Source organism: Chryseobacterium sp. (assembly GCF_029240215.1).
Taxonomy (GTDB): domain Bacteria; phylum Bacteroidota; class Bacteroidia; order Flavobacteriales; family Weeksellaceae; genus Chryseobacterium.
This window is the reverse complement of sequence record NZ_JARBTK010000001.1, coordinates 16,992-40,534: the sequence shown is the minus strand read 5'-3', so window position 1 is coordinate 40,534 and position 23,543 is coordinate 16,992. Positions and strand designations below refer to the sequence as shown.

At 33.0% G+C, this 23,543-nt stretch carries 28 protein-coding genes and 1 tRNA gene; 16 read left to right on the top strand and 13 right to left on the bottom strand.

Annotated elements, in window-relative coordinates; translation table 11 throughout:
• The first annotated feature begins 150 nt into the window (after nt 1-150).
• Nucleotides 151-558, top strand: coding sequence for a GNAT family N-acetyltransferase (locus K0R77_RS00215; RefSeq protein ID WP_367182676.1), 408 nt, complete (start codon nt 151-153; stop codon nt 556-558).
• The gene (locus K0R77_RS00210; RefSeq protein WP_300346014.1) at nt 558-1,040 is read left to right on the top strand and encodes a MarR family transcriptional regulator; all 483 of its coding nucleotides are present in this window, start codon (nt 558-560) and stop codon (nt 1,038-1,040) included. Before K0R77_RS00215 ends, K0R77_RS00210 begins: the two co-directional genes overlap by 1 nt.
• A gap of 76 nt (nt 1,041-1,116) precedes the next feature.
• On the opposite strand, the gene K0R77_RS00205 is transcribed toward K0R77_RS00210, so the two are convergent.
• The 3 genes from K0R77_RS00205 to K0R77_RS00195 all read right to left on the bottom strand — a co-directional run bounded on the left by K0R77_RS00205 (nt 1,117) and on the right by K0R77_RS00195 (nt 2,370).
• A complete protein-coding gene (locus K0R77_RS00205; protein WP_300346012.1) occupies nt 1,117-1,488 on the bottom strand; it encodes a hypothetical protein in 372 nt (123 codons plus the stop codon).
• A gap of 24 nt (nt 1,489-1,512) precedes the next feature.
• Nucleotides 1,513-1,586, bottom strand: a tRNA-Ala gene (locus tag K0R77_RS00200).
• Between the two features lie 133 nt (nt 1,587-1,719).
• The gene (locus tag K0R77_RS00195) at nt 1,720-2,370 is read right to left on the bottom strand and encodes a hypothetical protein (RefSeq protein ID WP_300346010.1); all 651 of its coding nucleotides are present in this window, start codon (nt 2,368-2,370) and stop codon (nt 1,720-1,722) included.
• Nucleotides 2,371-2,532: 162 nt separating this feature from the next.
• Here K0R77_RS00195 and K0R77_RS00190 point away from each other — a divergent pair, with 162 nt between their 5' ends.
• The 14 genes from K0R77_RS00190 (at nt 2,533) to hisIE (ending at nt 15,277) form a co-directional block, all read left to right on the top strand.
• A complete protein-coding gene (locus K0R77_RS00190) occupies nt 2,533-3,102 on the top strand; it encodes a C40 family peptidase (protein WP_300346008.1) in 570 nt (189 codons plus the stop codon).
• A gap of 134 nt (nt 3,103-3,236) precedes the next feature.
• On the top strand, nt 3,237-4,049 hold the full coding sequence (locus K0R77_RS00185) for a 2,3,4,5-tetrahydropyridine-2,6-dicarboxylate N-succinyltransferase (protein WP_300346004.1): 813 nt from the start codon (nt 3,237-3,239) through the stop codon (nt 4,047-4,049).
• Between the two features lie 26 nt (nt 4,050-4,075).
• Nucleotides 4,076-5,242, top strand: coding sequence for a glycosyltransferase family 87 protein (locus tag K0R77_RS00180; protein WP_300345998.1), 1,167 nt, complete (start codon nt 4,076-4,078; stop codon nt 5,240-5,242).
• Nucleotides 5,243-5,337: 95 nt separating this feature from the next.
• On the top strand, nt 5,338-6,267 hold the full coding sequence (locus K0R77_RS00175) for a glycosyltransferase family 2 protein (RefSeq protein WP_300345996.1): 930 nt from the start codon (nt 5,338-5,340) through the stop codon (nt 6,265-6,267).
• 2 nt (nt 6,268-6,269) lie between these two features.
• Nucleotides 6,270-7,046, top strand: coding sequence for a polysaccharide deacetylase family protein (locus tag K0R77_RS00170; protein WP_300345995.1), 777 nt, complete (start codon nt 6,270-6,272; stop codon nt 7,044-7,046).
• A complete protein-coding gene (locus K0R77_RS00165) occupies nt 7,043-8,140 on the top strand; it encodes a glycosyltransferase family 1 protein (protein WP_300345994.1) in 1,098 nt (365 codons plus the stop codon). Before K0R77_RS00170 ends, K0R77_RS00165 begins: the two co-directional genes overlap by 4 nt.
• A gap of 245 nt (nt 8,141-8,385) precedes the next feature.
• Complete coding sequence (gene hisG, locus K0R77_RS00160) at nt 8,386-9,243, top strand: ATP phosphoribosyltransferase (protein WP_300345993.1); 858 nt, start codon at nt 8,386-8,388, stop codon at nt 9,241-9,243.
• 1 nt (nt 9,244) lies between these two features.
• Complete coding sequence (gene hisD / locus K0R77_RS00155; RefSeq protein ID WP_300345992.1) at nt 9,245-10,522, top strand: histidinol dehydrogenase; 1,278 nt, start codon at nt 9,245-9,247, stop codon at nt 10,520-10,522.
• A 2-nt stretch (nt 10,523-10,524) separates the two neighbouring features.
• On the top strand, nt 10,525-11,550 hold the full coding sequence (hisC, locus tag K0R77_RS00150; RefSeq protein ID WP_300345991.1) for a histidinol-phosphate transaminase: 1,026 nt from the start codon (nt 10,525-10,527) through the stop codon (nt 11,548-11,550).
• A 2-nt stretch (nt 11,551-11,552) separates the two neighbouring features.
• Nucleotides 11,553-12,647 (top strand): bifunctional histidinol-phosphatase/imidazoleglycerol-phosphate dehydratase HisB, encoded by a 1,095-nt coding sequence (gene hisB / locus K0R77_RS00145; protein WP_300345990.1) that lies wholly within the window; start codon nt 11,553-11,555, stop codon nt 12,645-12,647.
• A complete protein-coding gene (gene hisH, locus K0R77_RS00140; RefSeq protein ID WP_300345989.1) occupies nt 12,648-13,226 on the top strand; it encodes an imidazole glycerol phosphate synthase subunit HisH in 579 nt (192 codons plus the stop codon).
• Between the two features lie 2 nt (nt 13,227-13,228).
• On the top strand, nt 13,229-13,951 hold the full coding sequence (gene hisA / locus K0R77_RS00135) for a 1-(5-phosphoribosyl)-5-[(5-phosphoribosylamino)methylideneamino]imidazole-4-carboxamide isomerase (RefSeq protein WP_300345988.1): 723 nt from the start codon (nt 13,229-13,231) through the stop codon (nt 13,949-13,951).
• Nucleotides 13,944-14,696, top strand: coding sequence for an imidazole glycerol phosphate synthase subunit HisF (gene hisF / locus K0R77_RS00130; RefSeq protein WP_300345987.1), 753 nt, complete (start codon nt 13,944-13,946; stop codon nt 14,694-14,696). The genes hisA and hisF overlap by 8 nt, the downstream gene beginning before the upstream one ends.
• Nucleotides 14,693-15,277 carry a bifunctional phosphoribosyl-AMP cyclohydrolase/phosphoribosyl-ATP diphosphatase HisIE gene (gene hisIE, locus K0R77_RS00125; protein WP_300345986.1) on the top strand — a complete coding sequence of 195 codons (585 nt, stop codon included), beginning with the start codon at nt 14,693-14,695 and terminating at the stop codon, nt 15,275-15,277. The genes hisF and hisIE overlap by 4 nt, the downstream gene beginning before the upstream one ends.
• Nucleotides 15,278-15,308: 31 nt before the next feature.
• On the opposite strand, the gene K0R77_RS00120 is transcribed toward hisIE, so the two are convergent.
• The 10 genes from K0R77_RS00120 to K0R77_RS00075 all read right to left on the bottom strand — a co-directional run bounded on the left by K0R77_RS00120 (nt 15,309) and on the right by K0R77_RS00075 (nt 23,469).
• The gene (locus K0R77_RS00120; protein ID WP_300345985.1) at nt 15,309-16,490 is read right to left on the bottom strand and encodes a M28 family peptidase; all 1,182 of its coding nucleotides are present in this window, start codon (nt 16,488-16,490) and stop codon (nt 15,309-15,311) included.
• A gap of 119 nt (nt 16,491-16,609) precedes the next feature.
• The gene (locus K0R77_RS00115; RefSeq protein WP_300345984.1) at nt 16,610-17,785 is read right to left on the bottom strand and encodes a M28 family peptidase; all 1,176 of its coding nucleotides are present in this window, start codon (nt 17,783-17,785) and stop codon (nt 16,610-16,612) included.
• 109 nt (nt 17,786-17,894) lie between these two features.
• Nucleotides 17,895-18,239 (bottom strand): 50S ribosomal protein L20, encoded by a 345-nt coding sequence (gene rplT, locus K0R77_RS00110; RefSeq protein WP_267599069.1) that lies wholly within the window; start codon nt 18,237-18,239, stop codon nt 17,895-17,897.
• Nucleotides 18,240-18,356: 117 nt separating this feature from the next.
• Nucleotides 18,357-18,554, bottom strand: coding sequence for a 50S ribosomal protein L35 (gene rpmI / locus K0R77_RS00105; protein ID WP_300345981.1), 198 nt, complete (start codon nt 18,552-18,554; stop codon nt 18,357-18,359).
• Between the two features lie 322 nt (nt 18,555-18,876).
• Nucleotides 18,877-19,377: a translation initiation factor IF-3 gene (gene infC / locus K0R77_RS00100; RefSeq protein WP_115596428.1), complete on the bottom strand. Its 501-nt coding sequence runs from the start codon at nt 19,375-19,377 to the stop codon at nt 18,877-18,879.
• Nucleotides 19,378-19,546: 169 nt separating this feature from the next.
• Nucleotides 19,547-21,466: a threonine--tRNA ligase gene (gene thrS / locus K0R77_RS00095; protein ID WP_300345979.1), complete on the bottom strand. Its 1,920-nt coding sequence runs from the start codon at nt 21,464-21,466 to the stop codon at nt 19,547-19,549.
• Between the two features lie 165 nt (nt 21,467-21,631).
• Nucleotides 21,632-21,814, bottom strand: coding sequence for a hypothetical protein (locus K0R77_RS00090; protein ID WP_300345978.1), 183 nt, complete (start codon nt 21,812-21,814; stop codon nt 21,632-21,634).
• 11 nt (nt 21,815-21,825) lie between these two features.
• Complete coding sequence (locus K0R77_RS00085; RefSeq protein WP_300345976.1) at nt 21,826-22,431, bottom strand: DUF4230 domain-containing protein; 606 nt, start codon at nt 22,429-22,431, stop codon at nt 21,826-21,828.
• Nucleotides 22,428-23,000: a thioredoxin family protein gene (locus tag K0R77_RS00080; protein ID WP_300345975.1), complete on the bottom strand. Its 573-nt coding sequence runs from the start codon at nt 22,998-23,000 to the stop codon at nt 22,428-22,430. Before K0R77_RS00080 ends, K0R77_RS00085 begins: the two co-directional genes overlap by 4 nt.
• Nucleotide 23,001: 1 nt before the next feature.
• Nucleotides 23,002-23,469, bottom strand: a complete 468-nt coding sequence (locus K0R77_RS00075) for a nucleoside triphosphate pyrophosphohydrolase family protein (RefSeq protein WP_300345973.1) — start codon at nt 23,467-23,469, stop codon at nt 23,002-23,004.
• Nucleotides 23,470-23,543 lie beyond the last annotated feature (74 nt).

The window sequence follows — 23,543 nt, the reverse complement described above, 5'->3', positions numbered from 1 at the left end:
AAAATATTTTTCATATTATTTGTTTATACGTAGTTAACTACGTAGTTTTGAACATAATTAAAATTTATGTTAAAAATTCAACCGATCAAGGATACATATTCGGAAGCTGTCATCGATTTAATTCTGAATATCCAGTAAGAAGAATTCAATATTCAGATTACAATTGATGATCAACCTGATCTCCTTCATATCAATAATTTTTATTTATCAAATGGCGGAAACTTCTGGGGTGCATTTATAAATAATCAACTTGTAGGAACAATTGCATTAGTAAAATTTGATAAAAAATCTGCTGCAATCAGAAAGATGTTTGTAAAAAAAGATTTTAGGGGAAAGGAGCATGATATAGCACAAAAACTTTTAAAAACACTTATTTTTTATTGTAACGAAAATGGTATCGAACAGATTTATTTAGGGACTGTATCTGTGCTCAAGGCAGCTTTGCGGTTTTATGAAAAAAATCACTTTATTATTGTTGAAAAAGAATTTTTACCTGAAAAATTTCCTTTGATGGAAACTGACAATGTTTTCTGTTTTCTCAATTTAAAATCTAAATAATGAATGTAATTGACCAATCAGGGATTTTAGCTTTATCAACAAGATTACAGAGACTTAGCGAACAATTGCGCAAAGACGGAGCTTTGATCTATAAAGAATTTGGAATTGACTTCGAACCCAAATGGTTTCCGGTAATTTTCACGCTGCATCATAAAAAAATACTGAGTGTCGTCGAAATTGCAAATGAAATAGGATATACCCATCCATCAACGATCAGCCTGTTAAAAGAACTCGAAAAGCAGAAAATAATCATTTCTAAAAAAGATAAATCTGATGAGCGTAAACGTTTGATAGAACTTTCATCAAAAGGAATTGAATTAATCAAAAAAATACAACCTGTCTGGAAACTGATCTCAACAATATTGAGTGAGATTGCAGACAATGAAAACCATTTGCTAAAAGCAATTGAGGAGGTAGAAGAAAAAATTGCAGCTCAGTCATTTTTTCAGAGAGCGTTACAAATGAAGGATTTCAATAAATAGTTTTCGTTTATATCATTTATCAAAAAAGACCTGTAAACAAAATGTTTACAGGTCTTTTTGTTTTATAATTGAGAAATTATTTATTCTTTTCACCAGTCCAAGCGCCGCTTCTTGTTGGTGTTGGTACAGCATTCGTCCAGTTTCCGTTTCCTTTTTTATCAAGATCCAGGGTTCCTACAAACTGTCCGTCTGCAGGCAATCCTAATTCTGCCGTTAATTGTCCTGAAGCATCCAAATGACCAGAGATATTATAATTCTCATTATTAGTCTCAGAATGCATTGTTCCGGTAACATTACCATCATTAGCCACTACAAAATTCCATACTCCTTTATCACTTCCTGTGTATGTACCAGACCAGGTTCCTATGTAGTCATAGATCGTTTCGTCATCTGCGGTACATCCTATTAATAAAAAAGTCGTCACTAAAAGTAAAAAAAGTTTCTTCATAGCCTTGATAAAGTTTTGTTTAAGTGGAGAATACGGGGATCGAACCCGTCACCTTTAGACTGCCAGTCTAACGCTCTAGCCAGATGAGCTAATTCCCCTTTGTTTCTGTGCTTTTCACACGAAGCGGTACAAAAGTAAGTAATTAAACCATATTTGCAAATATTTTGTTAAATTTTATTTAAGAAGTTGTTTAAATAAATACAATATCCATTTTTTTAAATCTTTATATTTTCAGACAAATCCCATATGTGCAATTTTTCCTTCTTTTTTTAAAACCGCAAAATGAAGCAACAATTCTTCCTCTGAAAAATGTTTTTCAAAAACATATTCGTTCAGCAGCTTTTCCGTTTGTATTGTTTGTTTAAAATGATCAGATTGATAATGATCAAAATCAATATTTATGGTTTCTATAATAAGCTCATCAAAGCTAATATCTTTATTTAAAACCAAACTTTTATCCCATAATCCCTCAAAAATTGACGCTGAGTTTTCAAGATTTTCAATCAGTCCAAACTGGAATTTTTTCAGCAATTGCATTCCATGCTCTGTCAAAAGTCCGTTTTTAACACACCTTTTTCCTTTTTCTGAGATAGCATCCAGATCTTTAATTTCAGTCATCAGTTTTGCAAATCTTTGGTAGAGTAGGGCATCATCAGATTTTTTGATATACACTTCAAGACACTGTCTTATAATCTTACCAATCTTTGAACAGTGACCAAACTCAGAACTGTTTTGACGGACTTTTTCGTAGGAAGGGCTTTTCTTAAATGCATTTTTATTGAAACCACTTTTTTTCCGAACAATATTTTTACCATTAAGATTATAAAAAACCAGATCTCCCAGAGATCCGTTGAGTTTTATCAAACTTTCATATGTTGCCATTGATCAAATTAAACCTCAAATATACAAATTAATACTTAATATTATAATTTTAACATATAATTATAATATAGTTATAGTATAGTTATAGTATAATTATAGTATAATTAAATTTTATTTAGTAAATTTGTTTTGGCAACCTATTTAATATAAAATCAACGGATTATGAACTCAGGAAAACTATATTATCAAAAAACTTTGAAATACTTTATGTTTTTGTTAGTTTCTTTAATGATTATATCTTGTGGAAGTTCAAAAAATGTTGTGAAATCAAAAGCTTCTTCAAATAAAATAATAGCAAAATCAGAAAATCTAAGAAAACTTGATTCTAAGTTTGATGGTAAAATATCCGGTTCAGTAAAAGATATTTTGCATGATGCAGAAAAATATCTGGGAACTCCTTATAAATTCGGTGGAAATTCATCTTCTGGTTTTGACTGTTCAGGATTAACAACAAAAGTTTTCGATGATAATGGTTTGAAATTACCAAGAAGATCAGCAGACCAAGCAAATGCGGGGAAAAACATTGACGTAGAAGAAATAAAACCTGGCGATTTACTATTTTTTGCAACAGCGGGTAGAAGTAAGGTTTCTCATGTAGGAATTGTACATACGATAGAAAATAATGGTGAAATAAAATTTATTCACGCTTCTACATCAAAAGGTGTTATCATTTCATCTCTCAACGAAAAATACTGGAACAAAGCATATCTTCATGCACAGAGAGTTTTATAATGTGTAATTATTCATATTAAAGCTTTATTTTTTTTACATAAAAACCATTTTCAAGGTTGCAAGTTTAAAAGGGTTTTGCGTAACTTTTTTGTATATTTGGCGGCATAATTATTAAACTGATTTAAACTTAAAACATGTCATTACAACAAACTATCGAAAACATCTGGGATAATAGAGATTTATTACAAAACGAGGACAGCAAAGCCACTATTAGAGAAGTTATTTCTCTTTTAGACTCGGGAAAGCTTCGTGTTGCTGAACCTACAGAAAACGGATGGCAGGTAAATGAATGGGTAAAAAAAGCAGTGGTAATGTATTTCCCGATCCAGACAATGGAGACTATTGAAGTCGGTCCGTTTGAATTTCACGATAAAATGCCTTTGAAAAGAAATTATGCTGAAAAAGGAGTAAGAGTCGTACCTCATGCAGTAGCTAGAGAAGGTTCTTTCATCGCATCGGGTGTAATTTTGATGCCTTCTTATGTAAATATTGGAGCTTATGTAGACTCAGGAACGATGGTTGATACTTGGGCGACAGTTGGAAGTTGTGCGCAGATTGGTAAGAATGTACATTTGAGCGGTGGTGTTGGAATTGGTGGTGTTTTAGAACCGCTTCAGGCTGCACCGGTAATCATTGAAGACGATTGTTTTATCGGTTCAAGATGTATTGTTGTTGAGGGAGTGCATGTTGAGAGAGAAGCTGTTTTGGGAGCAAATGTTGTTTTGACGGCTTCAACTAAAATCATCGACGTTACAGGTTCAGAGCCGATTGAAATCAAGGGGAGAGTTCCTGCGCGTTCAGTGGTAATTCCAGGAAGTTATACAAGACAATATCCTGCAGGAGAATATCAGGTTCCATGTGCTTTAATCATTGGTACAAGAAAGGAATCTACAGATAAAAAAACGTCACTGAATGACGCTTTGAGAGAAAATAATGTTGCGGTTTAATTATATTTAACCTAAAACTAAAAACCTTGAAAGAAAAATTTTTAAAGTTTATTTTAAACCCCAAGTATATATTTGGGGTTTATCTTATTATAGCAATCGTTACGGCTATTTCAAAATACTTTAGAGGTAATGCAATCAATAATTACCTCATTTTTAAATACACGTATTTCAATACTCTTCTTGAGAAAAATCTCTATTTACAATATCCAGAGCATTTTCAGGATTCCAATCATTATGGGATTTTCTTTAGTGCATTGATTGCTCCATTTGCTTTAATGCCCGATTGGTTGGGAATTTCTCTTTGGAATGTGGCTAATACTTTCATCTTTATTTATGCTATTCATAAACTTCCTTTTTCTGATGGTAAGAAGGCTTTATTTGCACTATTATGCTTACAGGAATACATTACAGCAGCTTTAAGTTTACAGTTTAATATTGCTCTTGTTGGATTATTGATGTTGTCAGCAACTTATATTTACGAAAAGAAAGAAGTAAAATCAGCCACTGCACTCATGGTTGGAGTTTTTGTGAAAATCTATGGAGTTGTAGGCTTGTCACAGTTTTTCTTCATAAAAAATAAAACTAAATTTATCATCGCCGGAATTGTGATTGGGTTATTATTCTTTGTTTTTCCGATGATTTATTCAAGTCCTGAATTTGTAATTCAGAGTTACAAAGACTGGTCGGTTTCGTTGGCAGAGAAAAATGCACAGAATCAGAGTTTAAACAGTTATCAGGATATTTCTTTGATGGGTTTTGTAAGAAGAATTTTGGGAGATGCTTCGATCTCCAATCTTGCTTTTTTAGCATTTGGTTTACCATTATTTGCATTGCCATACATCAGAATCAAGCAGTATAAAAATTATGCTTTTCAGTTAATGATTTTGGCTTCTACCTTATTGTTTTTGGTGTTATTCAGTTCAGGTTCAGAATCTCCCACTTACATTATTGCAGTTGCCGGAGTGATGATCTGGTTTTTTTTACAGAAAGAAAGATCACCGTTGGTTATTGCGATGCTTGTTTTTGTAATTATTCTGACAAGTTTTTCACCTTCAGATTTATTTCCGAAATCCATCAAAGTCAATTATATCGTTAAATATTCCTTAAAAGCGGTACCTTGCATTGTGGTTTGGTTCAGAATAATTTATGAACTGATGTCAAGAGATTTTGAAAAAGATTACAGTCTGAAATAGTATCAAAATGAAATCGCAATTACAGATTTTCAAACAAATGTTTAAAAGTAATAGGCGATTCCATATGACCATTAAAAAACAATAAATATCTACAGATGAAAAAAATATCTATTGTAGTTCCGGCCTATAATGAAGAAGGAAATGTTGCTTTGATTCACAAAAAAATCAAAGAAGTTTTTTCAGAATTACAGAATTATGATTTTGAAATTATTTTTGTAAACGATGGAAGCAGAGATCAGACTCAGCAAGCGCTTGAAGATTTATCAAACAAACACAGCGAGGTTAAGTTTATCGAATTTTCTAGAAATTTTGGACATCAACCTGCCGTAAAAGCCGGAATGGACTCCGCTTTGGGAAATGCTGTAATTTCAATGGACGGCGATCTTCAGCATCCTCCGGAACTGATTCCAAAAATGATTCAGAAATGGGAAGAAGGATATGATGTAGTTTTGACGGTCAGAAAATATCCCAAAGAAATTTCGTTCTTTAAACGAAAAACTTCAGATTTTTTCTATAAAATTTTATCCGGTTTATCTGATGTAAATCTTACAAAAGGTGGCGGTTCAGATTTCAGATTAATGGATGCAAATGTGGTTGAAGTCATGAGAAAATTCAATGAAGATGATCTTTTTTTACGCGGATTGACAAGCTGGATGGGCTTTAAGCAGATTGCATTAGACTTTACAGCATCTGAACGAGTTTCTGGAGAAAGCAGTTACAACCTTAAAAAAATGATCACCTTTGCATTTACAGGAATCACTGCATTTAGTGTAAAACCTCTCTACATTGCTGCTTATTTAGGATTCTTATTTTCAGGCTTTTCGGTGATCGGTTACGCTGCTTATGTCATTCATTCTTTTGTTACAAAAACAGAAATTTCAGGTTGGGCGTCATTGATTATGACCATCGTTTTTTTTGGTGGTTTACAGCTTATTATTTTGGGAATTATCGGAATTTATTTAGGTAAAATTTTCAAACAGGTGAAAGCAAGACCCAATTATATTATTAAAAATAAAAACTTTTAAAAATGGTATTGTTAAGTTTTGACATCGAAGAATTTGATATGCCATTTGAATATCAAGGGAAAATTTCCTTTGAAGATCAGGTTTCAATTTCTCAGATCGGTTTAGAAAGAATTTTAAATATTCTTAAAAAACACAATGCAAAAGCTACTTTCTTCTCGACCGTAGTTTTTGCAGAAAACAGTAAATCACTTATTGAAAGATTACTTAGTGAAGGTCACGAACTGGCTTCTCATACCTGGTTTCATTCCGAATTTGAAGTAAAACATTTAAAAGAATCAAGAGAAAAATTACAGGAATTATTTTCAACAAATGTTACGGGATTAAGAATGCCAAGAATGATGCCTGTCGATAAAAAAGAAGTTGAAAAAGCCGGATATTTGTATAATTCGTCAATAAATCCAACTTTTCTTCCCGGAAGATACAATAATTTGAAAGTTTCACGAACCTATTTTAAAGAAGAAAGTGTCACTCAAATTCCGGCTTCGGTTTCCCCAAATTTTAGAATACCTTTGTTTTGGCTGAGTTTTCATAATTTTCCATTAAGTTTCTATAAAAAATTAGCTTCTGATTCTTTGAAAAAAGATAAGTATCTCAACATTTATTTTCACCCGTGGGAATTTGCTGAAATTAAAAATCCGGAGTTCAAACTTCCAGGATTTACCGTTAAAAAGTCAGGAAATGAAATGGTTGAAAGATTTGATGATTTCGTTGGCTGGTTAAAAAATAAGAATTATAAATTCGGAACTTTTCAGGAATTTCAAAAGCAGATAGAATCATGAAGATAGCTTACGATGCAAAACGTTTCTTTCACAACACTTCGGGTTTGGGAAATTATTCCAGAGATCTGGTAAGAATACTTTCAAAATATTTCCCCGAAAATCAATATCTTCTGTTAAATAAAAACAAATCTGAAAGAGGAAATTCTATTCTAGAAAATTCTAATGTCCATTTTGTCGAAACATCAAAAGGAAACTTTTCGCGACAACTCAAAATGGGTAAAGATGCCCAGAAACAAAATGCTGATATTTTCCACGGACTTTCCGGAGAATTGCCTCTAAAATGGGACAAAACTCCGATCAAAAAAGTGGTTACTATTCATGATCTTATTTTCATGAGATATCCGCAATATTATTCTTTTTTTGACAGAAAAATTCACTTTTGGAAGTTCAAAAAATCCGTAGAAATGGCTGATAAAATCATTGCGATTTCGGAGCAGACGAAAAGTGATATTATTGAATATTTAAAAGTTCCGGAAGATAAAATCGAAGTTATTTATCAAGGTTGTCATCAGGCTTTTAAAGAAAATCAGACTGAGGAATTCATTCAGAAAACGAAAGAAAAATTCAATCTTCCTGAGAGATTTATTTTAAATGTCGGAACGATTGAAGAAAGAAAAAATCTTTTAAATATTGTAAAAGCAATCGACAAAACTGAAATTCCTTTGGTTGTTGTCGGTAGAAAAACAAAATATTTCACCAGAATAGAACAGTACATCAAGAAAAATAAATTAGAAAAACAGATTCATTTTTTGGAAGGAGTTTCGATGGATGAACTAGCTGTCATTTACAAATTGGCAGATATTTTTGTTTATCCAAGTTTTTTTGAAGGTTTTGGGATTCCAATTATTGAAGCATTATTTTCAAAAACGGTAACGGTTACAAGCAATACAAGTTGTCTTCCCGAAGCTGGCGGAAAAGATTCTGTTTACATTGATCCAAAAAATTACTTAGATATTCAGTCAAAAATAAAATTTCTCTGGGCAAATGAATCTGAGAGAAAACGCCGTGCGGAAAGGGGTTTCGAGTTTGTTCAAAAGTTTAATGACGAACCCATTGCAAACGAGCTAATGAATCTTTATCAAAAAATTCTTTAAAAAAACCTTGGTCAGTTAAAAATTAGTTCTACATTTGTAGCATAAATATTCAACAATGAAACCCAATTTTTTAACAGTACATCATTATCATCATCTCTGCTAAGACGGAATTGATTGATATTTGTGTTAAAAAATATAATGATAATTTAAACCGTCTGAGTCTATAGACGGTTTTTTTGTTTCCTGAATTCTCCTCAGAAATCTCAATAATTACTTTCCATTACTCAGACACAAGAAAATTGAAAATGAGTAAATTAAAAATTGCAATCCAAAAAAGCGGTCGTCTTTACGAAGAATCTCTGCAGCTTCTCAAAGATTGTGGAATTTCTGTCAACAACGGAAAAGACCAACTAAAAGTTTCAGTCGAAAACTTCCCAATGGAAATAATGTATCTCAGAAACTCAGATATTCCTCAGTATCTGGAAGATGGAGTAGTTGATATTGCGATCGTTGGCGAAAATCTTTTAGCTGAAAAAAATAAAGAAATCGAGATCGTTCATCAATTAGGTTTTTCAAAATGTCGTGTTTCTTTGGCCGTTCCAAAAGATGTTGAAACAGATAGTCTTCAGTATTTTCAGGGGAAAAAGATTGCCACTTCTTATCCAAATACTTTGAAGCAATATTTACAGGAAAATAATATTGAAGCAGATATTCACGTGATTTCCGGTTCGGTAGAAATTGCTCCCAACATTGGTTTGGCAGACGGAATCTGTGATATTGTAAGTTCTGGAAGCACTTTATTTAAAAATGGTTTACGAGAAACTCTTACCATTTTGAAATCTGAAGCCGTTTTAGCTAAAACTTCTCAACTCAGTTCCGAAAAAGAAAAGACTTTAGAGAAACTTTTATTCAGAATCAAAGCTGTTTTAAAAGCTAAAAACTCAAAATATATTCTGATGAATGTTCCCAATGAAAAAATCGCTGATATTTCAAATGTACTTCCGGTACTGAAAAGTCCAACCGTAATTCCTTTGGCAGAAAACGGTTGGAGCAGCATTCATTCGGTAATTGATGAAGAACGTTTTTGGGATGTCATTGATGAATTGAGAGAAAACGGAGCGCAGGATATTTTAATAATTCCAATCGATAAAATGGTTATTTAAGATGAATATACACCAATTTCCCAGTAAAAATAGCTGGAACGAACTGATAAAACGTCCGGTTTTTAAAAGAGAAGAAGTTTCAGAAATCGTTTCAGGAATTTTCGATGAAGTACAAAAATCCGGCGATAAAGCATTGTTTGATTTCAATAAAAAATTTGATTCGGTTGAAATAGTAAATCTTTCTGCTTCATCAAAAGAAATAGAAAATTCCGCTCAATTAATTTCAGAAGAATTAAAAAATGCCATTCAACAGGCAAAAGAAAATATTACAAAATTTCACGCTTCTCAAGATAATGAAATTCAGAAAATTGAAACAACAAAAGGAGTAATTTGCTGGAGAGAAAATCGCGCCATTGAAAAAGTCGGCATTTATATTCCTGGAGGAACTGCACCATTGTTTTCGACAGTTTTAATGCTTGCAATTCCTGCGCAGTTAGCTGGTTGCAAAGAAATTATTCTTTGCACACCACCAGACAAAAACGGAGACATCAATCCTGCGATTCTCTACACGGCACAACTTTGCGGAATCACTAAAATATTCAAAATTGGTGGAGCTCAGGCAATTGCAGCATTGACTTTCGGTACAGAAACGATTCCTAATGTTTATAAAATTTTTGGTCCGGGAAATCAGTTTGTTGTTGCAGCAAAAGAACTGGCTCAGAATTTTGGTGTTGCGATCGATATGCCTGCAGGACCGAGCGAAGTTTTAATTATTGCAGATGAAAACGCAGTTCCTGAATTCTGTGCGGCAGATCTTCTTTCACAGGCAGAACACGGAAGTGACAGTCAGGTGATTTTTATCTCGACTGATCTTAAAGTTTTAAACGAAACTATTAAAGAAGTTAAAAAGCAGATTAAAAGTCTCCCAAGAAATGAATTTGCTCAGCAATCTTTAGATAATAGTCATTTTATTTTAATTAAAACTATCGAAGAAGCTCTTGAATTTAGCAATTTATACGCTCCGGAACATTTGATTTTAGCAATTAAAAATTTTGAGAATTATATTTCTTCAATTCAAAATGCTGGTTCTGTTTTTCTAGGAAATTATTCATGTGAAAGTGCAGGAGATTACGCAAGCGGAACCAATCACACATTACCTACGAATGGTTTTGCTAAAAATTACAGCGGAGTTTCATTAGACAGTTTTGTCAAGAAAATTACATTTCAGAATTTATCAAAAGACGGACTTCAAAATTTAGGCAAAACCATAGAAATAATGGCAGAAGCGGAAGGTTTAATTGCCCATAAAAGTGCCGTTTCAATCAGATTAAAAAAGTAAAAATGACAACAATAAATATCAATAGGTTTGTTCGAAAGAATATTTTAGAACTTCAACCTTATATCAGTTTCAGAGATCAAAATGAATTTGCCAATCCTGTTTTGATGGATGCCAATGAAAGTCCGTTTGGTGAATTCAACCGTTATCCTGATTCTACTCATCAGAAAATCAGAAATCAGATTTCTCAGTTAAAGAACGTTTCAACAAAACAAATTTCAATCGGAAACGGAAGTGATGAATTGATCGATTTGATCATCAAAATTTTCTGTGAACCTAAAAAAGATTCTATTTTAATGATGAATCCTTCGTTTGCGATGTATGGTTTTTACGCATCAATCAATGAAAATTCAGTTTTAAAGCTTCAGTTAGACAAAAATTTCGAGATTCAGAAAGAAGATTTTATAAAAATAATTGAAGAAAATCAACCAAAAATTTTCTTTTTATGTTCTCCCAACAATCCGACCGGAAATTCGATCAGAGATATTGAATTTTTTATCGAAAATTTCAACGGAATTGTTGTTGTAGATGAAGCTTACATTGAATTTTCGGATGAAAGATCAGCGATCGAATTAATAGAAAAATACCCCAATCTTATTGTCCTGCAAACGTTTTCAAAAGCGTGGGGAATGGCAGGAGCGAGAGTCGGAATTGCTTATTCTTCGGAAGAAATCACTCAATTAATTTATACTGTTAAAGCACCGTACAATGTGAATTCTCTAAGCTTGGATCTGGTTTCGGAAAGTCTTGAAAACGTAAGTGAATTTCAGAGTAATTTAGAGCAGATAATTGCGGAAAGATCTTGGTTAAAGGAAGAATTTAAACAGATTAAATGCATCGAAAAAGTTTTTCCAACCGATGCCAATTTTTTTCTTATCAAATTTAAGGATGTCGAAACTGTTTATCACAAATTGTTAGAAAACGAAATTCTTACAAGCAAAAGATTTCCTCAAATTCCGAACTGCATTAGAATAAATGTTGGTAACAGAGAAGAAAACATCCAATTAATTAGTGCTTTAAAAAATATTTAAAAATGAAAAAAGTATTATTCATCGATCGCGACGGAACATTAATTATTGAGCCACCAATAGATTTTCAGGTTGATTCTCTGGAAAAGCTTGAATTTTATCCCGGAGTTTTTCAAAACCTTTCAAAAATTGCAAAAGAATTAGACTACGAATTGGTAATGATAACGAATCAGGACGGTTTGGGAACTGACAGTTTTCCTTATGAAGATTTTATAAAACCACAGGAAAAAATGATGAAAGCTTTTGAAAATGAAGGTATATTCTTCACAGATGTTTTCATTGATAAAAGTTTTGAGCATGAAAATTTAAATACAAGAAAACCGCAAACAGGAATGCTTGGAAAATACATTCACGGAAATTATGATCTCGAAAATTCTTATGTAATTGGTGATAGATTGACTGATATTGAATTAGCAAAAAACTTAGGAACAAAAGCAATTTTCATCAGTGGAACGGCAAATGAAGAAGCTGAATTGACTACAAAAAATTGGAGCGAAATTTATCAGTTTTTAAAGCAAATTCCGAGAAAAGCTAAAGTATACAGAAAAACCAATGAAACAGAAATTGAAATTGAAGTAAATCTTGACGGAAGTGGAAATTCCGAGATTTCTACTGGACTTCATTTTTTTGATCACATGCTCGAACAAATCTCAAAACACGGGAATTTAGATTTAAAAATAAAAGTGAATGGAGATTTACAAGTTGATGAGCATCACACGATTGAAGACACTGCAATTGTTTTGGGAGAAGCTATTCTACAGGCTTTAGGCAAGAAAAAAGGAATTGAAAGATACGGTTTTCTGCTTCCGATGGATGATTGCCTTTCTCAGGTTGCAATAGATTTTGGAGGAAGACCGTGGTTGGTTTGGGATGTTGAATTTAATAGAGAAAAAATTGGTGAAGTACCTGCAGAAATGTTTTTTCACTTTTTTAAATCATTCACAGATTCTTCCAAATCAAATTTAAATATAAAATCGGAAGGAAATAATGAGCATCACAAGATTGAATCTGTTTTTAAAGCCTTTGCAAAAGCTATAAAAATGGCTGTAAATCAAACAGATCAGAATTTTAATTTACCATCAACAAAAGGAAGTTTATAAATGATTGCAATTATAAAATATAACGGCGGAAATGTAAATTCGGTTCAGAATGCATTAAACAGATTAGGCGAAAAATCTATAATCACAGATGATTTTGAATTGATACAAAATGCTGATAAAGTAATTTTTCCGGGAGTTGGCGAAGCTTCTTCTACGATGAAATTATTAAAACAAAAGGATTTAGATCAATTAATTTCAAAATTGACTCAGCCAGTTCTCGGAATTTGTCTCGGAATGCAGTTGATGTGTAGAAATAATGAAGAAGGAAACACGGTAGGAATGGGGATTTTTGATATTAATGTTAAAAAATTTCCGAAAGAAAATATCGTTCCACATATGGGTTGGAATATAGTTTCAGAGTTGAAATCGTCATTGTTTTCAGATATTTCAGAAGAAAATGATTTCTATTTTGTTCACAGCTATTATTGTGAATTATCGGATTTTACAACTTCTGTTTGTGATTATATTTTGCCTTTCAGTGCATCGTTGCAGAAAGATAATTTCTTTGCAACACAGTTTCATCCTGAAAAATCCGGGAAATTTGGAAATCAATTATTGAAAAACTTTTTAAAAATTTAATGATGAAAATAATTCCAGCCATAGATATCATCGACGGAAAATGTGTGAGACTTTCAAAAGGTGATTACAGCACAAAAAAAATCTACAACAAAAATCCTGTAGAAGTTGCCAAAGAATTTGAAGATTTCGGAATCAAGTTCCTACATTTGGTTGATCTTGACGGAGCAAAATCCAAACATATTGTCAATCAAAAAATATTGGAAAAGATTGCTAATGAAACTTCGTTACACATCGATTTTGGAGGCGGATTGAAAACAGAAAAAGATATTGAGATTGCTTTTAATTCCGGATCACAACAAATTACAATTGGAAGCATTGCGGTTCAGAATCCTGAATTTTGTTATGAAATGATTGACAAATACGGTTCTGAAAAAATAATTCTGGGAGCTGATTGTGAAAACCGAAAAATAAAAACTTTAGGCTGGCTTGAAGAAAGTGACAGAGACATCATTGATTTTATTCTGCAATATCAAGAAAAAAAAATAAAAAATGTGATCTGTACAGATATTTCAAAAGACGGAATGTTGGAAGGCGCTTCGACAGAATTGTATCAGGAAATTTTAGCAAAAACTAATATAAATCTCATTGCGAGTGGAGGAATCTCATGCATTGAAGACGTTTTCAAAATGAAAGAAATTGGCTGTTCCGGAACGATTATCGGGAAAGCTATTTATGAGAATAAAATATCACTAAATCAACTTCAAAAATTTATTGAAAATGCTTAAAAAAAGAATCATTCCTTGTCTTGATATCAAGGATGGAACAACTGTGAAAGGAATTAATTTTGTGGGTTTGATCAATGCCGGAAATCCTATTGAATTGGCAAAAAAATATGAAAATGAAGGCGCAGATGAATTGGTTTTCCTTGATATTACGGCTACTATTGAAGAGCGTAAAACTTTTGTTGAACTCGTAAAAGATATTGCAAAAGAATTGAGTATTCCATTTACAGTGGGAGGTGGAATTTCTACTGTGGAAGACGTAAGAAAATTGCTAGAAGCCGGCGCCGACAAAATCAGTATAAATTCTTCAGCCGTTAAAAATCCGAAATTAATATCTGATTTATCAAAAGAATTTGGAAGTCAATGCATCGTAGTTGCGATTGATACGAAACTTTTTAATAATTCTGATTGGGTTTTTGTGAAAGGTGGAAGAGAACGGACTTCTTTACAGACTTTAGATTGGACAAAAAAAGCAGAAGAATTGGGCGCAGGTGAAATTCTTTTAACCTCAATGGATGGTGACGGAACTAAAAATGGTTTTGATCTGAGAATCACAAAATTGGTTTCAGAAAGTATCAATATTCCATTGATCGCTTCTGGTGGAGCTGGAAAATTAGAAGATTTTGAAAATGTTTTTAACCAGACTAAAGCAACAGGAGCTTTGGCTGCAAGTATTTTTCACTTTGGAGAAATCAGTATTAACGAATTAAAAGAAGGATTAAAGTTAAAAAAATTGGCAGTAAGATGATAGATTTTAATAAAACAAATGGTTTGGTTCCTGTTATTATTCAGGACGACAGAACTTTACAGGTTTTGATGTTGGGCTACATGAACGAAGAAGCATTTGAGAAAACAAAAGCAGAAAAAATAGTCACTTTTTTCAGTCGTTCAAAAAACAGATTATGGACAAAAGGTGAGGAATCAGGAAATTTTTTGAAAGTAAAAAACATAGCGATAGATTGCGATCAGGATACAATTTTGATCAAAGCTGTTCCTGAAAATATCGTTTGTCACACCGGAAGTTTCAGTTGCTTTGGAGATAAGGAGACGAAAGGTTTTTTATATGAACTGGAAGAGAAAATCGGTCAAAGAATTGATGACAAAGTTGAAGATTCATATACTTATTCACTCTATCAAAAGGGAATCAATAAAGTTGCTCAAAAAGTGGGAGAGGAAGCTGTAGAATTGGTTATTGAAGCTAAAGATAGTGATGCAGATTTATTTAAAAATGAAGCCGCAGATCTTCTCTACCATTTTCTGATTTTACTGAAAACCAAAAACTTTTCATTACAGGAAATCGAAGAAATTCTTTTGGATCGTAATCAATAAAAAAACCTGCAAAAAGCAGGTTTTAAGTATATTATTCAATCACAACCTTTCTTACGACTGTATGATGATCAGTGATAATTTTTCCTAAATAAACACCTTTTGTAATACCCGAAATATTGATTTTAGTTTGATCTTTTTTTGATAAAAAAGAATGACCAAGCAAATCTGTTAACTCAAATGAGAAGTTTTTTGTATTTTTTGGAAGTTTAATATTCAGAAATTCCTTTGCAGGATTGGGATAAATCGTTGCTTGTTCCAATTCGTTTGCGGAGTTTTCATCTGTACTTAAAATTGAAGTTGTGGCAACTGCGAAATGTTGAAGCGCACCCACTGAAGCTTTTCCAACATTGTAGATATAGACAGGATCTGTATTCGCAAAGGTATCATTTGCGGTGTGAGGATAATTGCTTCTTAACTTCTCGAAATAACCCGTAATCACTTCACCCTTCAATTCAAATGGAATATAATCTGTATCTTCAGCTTCATCAATATCTGTTAAAAGTGGTGAATAAAGACTTGTAAGAGTTACCAATTCCTGAGTGGCAGCAACAGAAGCTGCAGTATTATTAGGATTTCCTCCCATATCTTCATCACAATAAATCGTATTGTTAATGTTACCCATTTTTCCTCCTACCTGATCAAGATTAAAAACCAATTTGATGTCTAAAACACGATTTGTTCCTTGATAAGCAACTGTATTCGCATAATGAGTGCTTCCTCTTAAACCTTGCTCTTCGCCTGAGAAATGAATAAATTTGATTGAATATTCTGTAGGAATATCTTTTAAAATTCTTGCAGCTTCCAGAATGATTGATGTTCCGCTTCCATTGTCGTTGACTCCCGGTCCGTTGATACTATCAAAATGTCCGCAAATGATCACAAATTTATTTGGATAAACTGTTCCTATTTTTGTAATCACTAAATTTTTAGAATTAACGGTATTGCTTCCGGAAGTATAAGAAAACGGATCTTCTACAATCTGACTTGTAGAATAGCCGTAAGAAAGATATTTATTTTTGATCCAGTTAAATGCATTAACGTTATTTGCAGAACCTGTAGTTTTGATTCCGAAATTTGAAAATTCCTGTAAATTTGTAGTAATATTGGTCTGTGAAACTTGGTTTGCACGGTTTTGATAAGCCTGAATAAAGTTCTGAGAATAAAAATTCTGTATACCTAGAGACAAAACGATAAGACTTAAAAATTTTTTCATTTTATGAATTTCGGCAAATATATAAATAAAATGATTCCAAACGAAAGTAAGGAATCATTATTTTTTTATTTTATAAAAAGTTTGAATTGATCAATGATTTTTAAAAAATTCAATTTATCTTATTTATCGATGATTATTTTTTTGGTGATTGTTTCACCATCAGATTTTATTGTACAAAGATAAACTCCGTTAGGTAATTTAGAAACATTAATCTTGCTTTCGTTTCCATGAGTTGAAATTAATTTTCCGCTCATATCATTGATTTCAAGAGAGAAATTTTTAATGTTAGCTGGAAGTTCTACATTCAGAATATCTTTAGCAGGATTAGGATAAATTTTTATTGATTCTAACTTATTTACAGCAGTTTCATTAGTACTCAAAACAGAGGTTGCCACAGCAAAGTGTTGTAGTGCTCCAACTGCAGCTTTCCCTACATTAAAAACGTAAACAGGATCAATATTTGCAAAAGTATCATTGACAGTGTGTTGATTTCCGCTCACCGGAGTTTCGTAAAAACCTGTAATAATATCTCCCTTAGCTTCGAAAGGCACATAATCTGACGCATAAGCATTTGACAAGGTGGTTTGAAGAGGAGAATACAAAGTCGTACAATTTGCCAATTGCTGAGTCATTGCAAGTGACGGTGCATTATTGGCTGTACCTCCAGTTGAAGTTTGATCGCTTTCACAAACAATCGTATTGCTTGGATTTGAAATTTTTCCTCCAACTTGGTCAATATTAAAAACAACTTTCAAATTAAGTTGACGAACATTATTAATAAAAACAACATTATTCACATAATGATTACTTCCAATCAAACCCTGTTCTTCACCAGAAAAATGAATAAACTTTACCGAGTATTCTGTAGGAACATCTTTTAAAATTCTTGCAGCTTCCAATAAAATAGAAGTTCCGCTTCCGTTATCGCTTACTCCGGCTCCTGTAATGGTGTCGTAATGTCCGCAAATGATAACATAAATATTTGGATAAACTGTTCCTGTTTTAGTAATAATTAAATTCTTAGAAGTTGCACTTCCGTAAGTAAAAGTATCTTCTGTAATCTGGCTTGCATCATAACCATACGTTTGATATTTTGCTTTAAGCCAATTAAGTGTATTTGTATTCGCTGTAGAACCTGTCGTTTTTACACCGAGATTCGAAAATTCTTGAAGCAGCGCGGTAATATTCGTTTGAGTAACCTGATTAGCTCTCGTCTGATAAGCCTGAATAAAACTTTGAGCATGTAAACTGTAGGTAGCTAAAGAAAGGAGTAGAAGAGTGGATAATTTTTTCACTTTAAACGTCGATTTTATACTTTGAAGTAATTTTAAGCAAATGTAGATAAAATAAAAAAATCCTGAGCAAAAAACTCAGGATTTTATATTGATAACAAAAAATTTTACATTATTTTACTTGATCTACAACTGCTTTGAATGCTTCAGGATAGTTCATAGCCAAATCAGCTAAAACTTTTCTGTTTAATTCAATGTTGTTCTTTTTAAGAGCTCCCATAAACTGAGAGTAAGACATTCCGTGCTCTCTTGCTCCTGCGTTGATACGCATGATCCAAAGTGATCTGAAGTTTCTCTTTTTCTCTTTTCTACCACGGTAAGCATATTGCATTGCTTTATGTACCGCGTTTTTAGCAACAGTCCAAACGTTCTTTCTTCTACCGAAAAAACCTTTAGCTTGTTTCATTAATTTTTTTCTGCGAGCTCTAGAAGCTACGGCATTTACTGATCTTGGCATAATTTAAATTGTTTTTTTGAAAAGGGCGGTAAACTGTTTCATTACACTTATCTGCACCGTTTCAGGGTTAAAATGTTGAATTGTTATTCTTATAAACCGAAAAATGATTTATAAAAACTACTTAATTGCTAATTGACGTTTAACGCTTTTTTCGTCCACTTTCGCAACGTAAGAAGTAGTAGTAAGATTTCTCTTCTGCTTAGTTTCTTTTTTAGTTAAGATGTGGCTTTTGAAAGCATTTTTTCTTTTAATCTTACCAGTTCCGGTAAGTTTAAAACGCTTCTTAGCACCTGATTTCGTTTTTAATTTTGGCATTGTTTGCTTTTTTATGTTTTTGTTATCAATACTTTAGCTATCGACTAAAAGCTTTTGGCTATTAGCTTTCTGGGCGTGTCCCTCAATCGTTCATTCCGCTACGCTCCATTCACTCATTCGGGATCAGGCTATTCATTTCAAGTCCTCGCTCTACCGCTTTTGCCGGCTCCTGCTGTGGGCTTTCCATTACTATCCTTCACGCAGATAATTGGTTTGCAAAATTACGAAAAATTATCATACAAAAAGAGACTTTCATTAGAAAATCTCTTTTTGTATATTTCCGTAAGACAATGAGTAGGAAACCCATCATCATGTTATCAAATTATTTAGCTGGTTTTTTAGGACTCATCATCATAATCATTCTTTTTCCTTCAAGTTTAGGAAGCTGATCTACTTTCCCAACATGCTCAAGTTCCTGAGCCAATTTAAGAAGTAAAATTTCGCCCTGATCTTTAAAGATAATTGAACGTCCTTTGAAAAATACGTAGGTTTTCAATTTTGAACCTTCTTCCAAAAACTTTTCAGCATGTTTTTTCTTAAAATCATAATCGTGCTCGTCAGTCTGAGGTCCGAAACGGATCTCCTTTACAACCACTTTGATTTGTTTTGCTTTGAGCTCTTTTGTTTTTTTCTTTTGCTCGTATAAAAACTTTTTATAGTCTAATATTCTTGCAATGAAAGGTTCAGCTTTGTCTGAAATCACGACCAAATCAAGCTCTTGTTCTTTGGCAATTTGTCTCGCTTTGTCAATCGGGAAAATTCCCGGTTCTACGTTGTCGCCCACTAAACGAAGTTCTCTTACGCGAATCTTATCGTTTATCATGTGTAAGTCCTCCTGTGGTGGACGTCTTTGTGGGCCTCTGTTGTTAAATCTTTGTGCTATCGCTTTATAATTTTATTGGTTAATAACTATTTAATTAAAATATTCAATGATTAAAAAATTAAAGATTATTCACTAATTTGAATTTTTAATCCTTTAATTGTTTAATAATTTATACTGTTGCTTCTTTTTTGAAGTGCGCTACAAACTCATCCATGCTCATTACTCCAAGATCGCCTTCTCCACGTCTACGTACAGAAATTGTGCCATCTCTTTCTTCATTTTCTCCTACTACAAGCATGAAAGGAATCTTTTTCAATTCTGCATCACGGATTTTTTTACCCGTTTTTTCGTTTCGCTCGTCAATCAATCCGCTAATATCGTGATTTTCTAAAAATTCTGAAACTTTTTTAGCATAATCTACATATTTTTCACTGATTGGCAGTATGGTAAACTGATCCGGACTCAACCATAATGGGAAATCTCCGGCAGTATTTTCTAATAAGATCGCAATAAAACGTTCCATAGAACCAAACGGTGCTCTGTGAATCATGATCGGTCTATGCTTCTCGTTATCGCTTCCGATATAAGTAAGGTCGAATCTTTCCGGTAAATTGTAATCTACCTGAATAGTTCCTAGCTGCCATTTTCTGCCTAAAGCATCTTTCACCATGAAATCTAACTTAGGACCGTAAAATGCAGCTTCACCATATTCGGTAACCGTGTTTAATCCTTTTTCCTTTGCTGCAGTAACGATTGCATTTTCTGCTTTTTCCCAGTTTTCGTCAGAACCTATATATTTTTCTTTATTATCAGGATCTCTTAATGAAATCTGAGCTGTAAAATCTGCAAACCCAAGCGAACCAAAAACATAAAGAACCAAATCAATCGTTTTCTTAAATTCGTCCATCAACTGATCCGGAGTACAGAAAAGGTGAGCATCATCCTGAGTAAAACCCCGAACTCTCGTTAAGCCGTGAAGTTCGCCACTCTGTTCATATCTGTAAACCGTTCCGAATTCTGCATATCTTTTTGGTAAATCTCTATAACTCCATTGTGAAGTTTTGTAGATTTCACAGTGGTGAGGACAGTTCATCGGTTTCAGCATAAATTCTTCTCCTTCATTCGGAGTTTTGATAGGCTGAAAGCTATCTGCACCATATTTATCCCAGTGACCGGAAGTTACATACAGTTCTTTTGCACCGATATGTGGTGTCATTACAAATTCGTATCCTCCTTTTTTCTGAGCATCAGAAAGGAAATTTTCTAACTTTTTTCTCAAAGCAGTACCTTTTGGCAACCATAGTGGTAAACCTGCACCTACTTTTTCTGAGAAAGCGAAAATTCCTAATTCTTTACCTAATTTTCTGTGATCTCTTCTTTTAGCTTCTTCTAATAATTCAAGATATTCAGTCAGTTCTTTCTGTTTTGGGAAAGAAATACCGTAAACTCTTGTTAATTGTGGGTTTTTCTCATTTCCTCTCCAGTAAGCTCCCGCAGCATTCAAGATCTTTACAGCTTTCACAATTCCGGTATTTGGAATATGACCTCCACGACAAAGATCTGTGAAATTATCGTGCGTTACAAAGGTAATTTCACCATCATTAAGATTAGAAATCAATTCTACTTTATAAGGATTATCTGCATATGTCTCTAATGCTTCAGCTTTAGAAACAGGATATAGTGAAAATGTTGAAGCTTTTTTAGCATTTTCTAAAACTTTCTTTTCAATTTTCTCAAAATCTTTTTCAGACAAAACTTCGTCACCGAAATCTACATCATAATAAAATCCGCTTTCAATTGCCGGACCGATCGTTAATTGAGCATTTGGATAAAATTCAAGGATTGCCTGCGCCAAAAGGTGGGCAGAAGAATGCCAGAAGGCTTTCTTACCAAGATCATCATTCCATGTCAAAAGCTGTACCGTAGAATCTGTGGTGATAGGCGTGGTAACTTCGACTTGTGTACCGTTTACAACTGCGGAAATGGTATTTCTAGCCAATCCCTCGCTTATCGATTTTGCCACATCCAAAGGAGTAACTTCTCCTTCAAATTCTCTGACGCTATTGTCTGGAAGTGTAATTTTTATCATTGTTTACTAAGAAATTTTAAGTTGCAAAAATACGCATTTTTTACTTCTTTAAGAAATCATAGCATGATAATTCATAAAAAATACAATTTATTTTAAATTTTGACGTTAATGAAAATTTCAATTAATGATTTTCTTAATATTTTAAACAAAAAAAATACTAAGTTTTCACTTAGTATTGTCTGTTTTCCCCGATTTGTTTTTCGAAGCTTTCTGTACATCTTCTTTATCTACATCGGGAGGATTTTGTTGTTTTGAAGATGCAGGAATATTCTGAAAATCTTCATTTTGCTTTTTTGTTTCTGCTGAATTGGCAGAACCTTTTTTTACATTATCGTCTTTTGAGCCCATTGTTTTGAATTTTAGAGTCCGAGAACACCGAGTTTTCCGGTTTTATCTTCTATTGTATAATTCAAAGCCTTTGCCAAAACGAAAATATTATTAAGATTTTCCATCAATTGTTGGCGTCCTTCATTTCGAAGTTTGTTTTGATCAACAGATTTGATAGCAGTCTGCTTTGCTTTCTGCTGTACATTTTTGATGTCTTTTTCTGAAATTCTGTTGATGAAAGAATCGTCCATCGACTGTATTTCTACGCTTGGTGTGATTCTGATGTCTGCATTGGGCAATTCTGTAATTATTAATTTTTTATTGACAGAATCTACTTCCATTTTCATTTTATTCAGATCATAGGAAACCTGTGCATTTGTTTTGGTGTATGTGATGATGCTGTTGCTCGTCATTTCTCTTCCGAAAAATTCATACCCCATTTTGGTTTTCTGCATCGATGAAATATCCTGCTCCAAGACAACCATTTTATTCATCTTGGAAATTTGATTGGTTAAAATGTAATAATCAGATTTTTCTGTTTTCTCACTTATATTGAAGCAAGATCTGAAACTGAAAAACAGAATCAACATCAGGAGAATTCCCGCAACGAACGGAATAACAAGTTTTAAATTTCTCAATTTTCTTTTTTAAATATTTCCTTGATCACCGACTTATCATCTTTCTTTAGAATCTCAACAAGATCTCTTTCAATGTATCCTGTTGTCGGCATTTCAATAATCCTTCCAATTTCCTTGCCATATTTTTCTACGATAATAGTAGGAACCTTTTGGATGTTATATTTTGATTCATCGCCTGTAGGAGACTCTTTCTTACGGTTAACCGCAATGATCGTCAATCTGCTGTCCGGAAATTTTACTTCTTGTAAAATTTTCATTAATCTTGGGAAATCTCTATGGCTATCTTCACACCAGGTTCCCATAAAAACGATCAAATTATAAGAATTGATTTTATTTTTCTTCAATTCCCCAACAGCTTTTTGATCTAAAGCATATTCGTTGAATTCTTTTGTGTACCATTCAGAATAAGGTTCTTTTAGAAATTGCTCTTTCAACTGATGTCCTAAAAGCATTTTGCCGTCATTCGTAGTTTCAACTTCACGGTTAACTACAACTTTCTGAGCGTTTAGCTGCTGAGTCGCAAATGCAAATGTTGAAACAACAAGTATATTGGTAATAATTTTTTTCATCTTAATTTTTGATAATTGTTTTTAAATCAGCAGGAGAGTAGTATTTGTTCTTTAAAACCTTATGATCAGATTTTCTGTATACATTGAATTTTTCACCTGACTTTTCGTAGAAAGATTCTACGTCTTTTTCTTTATAAAATTCTACTGTCTCGTTCGCTTGTTCTTCATTATCGCAAGCTTTAGACATATTTGAACGCTGAACTTCGTTGAAAAGTTCTACAAATTTATCACCTAATCCAAACTCTAAGACCGCACCGCTCAATACATACTGCAAATCGCATAATGCATCAGCAATTTCTACTAAATTTTTATCTTCAATTGCCTGTTTTAGTTCATTTAATTCTTCCTGTAAAAGCTCAACTCTCAAGTCACATCTTTCCTGAGAAGGAATTTGGGGAGTTTCTAAAATAGGAGCTTTGAAAGTGGTGTGGAATTCTGCTACCTGGTTCAGACTGTCAATTTTATCCATGAAATTTTTAAATTTAAAGCAAAGATAAAAATTAGGAATTAGAAATTAGGAATTAGGCATTAGGTTTTTGTGCG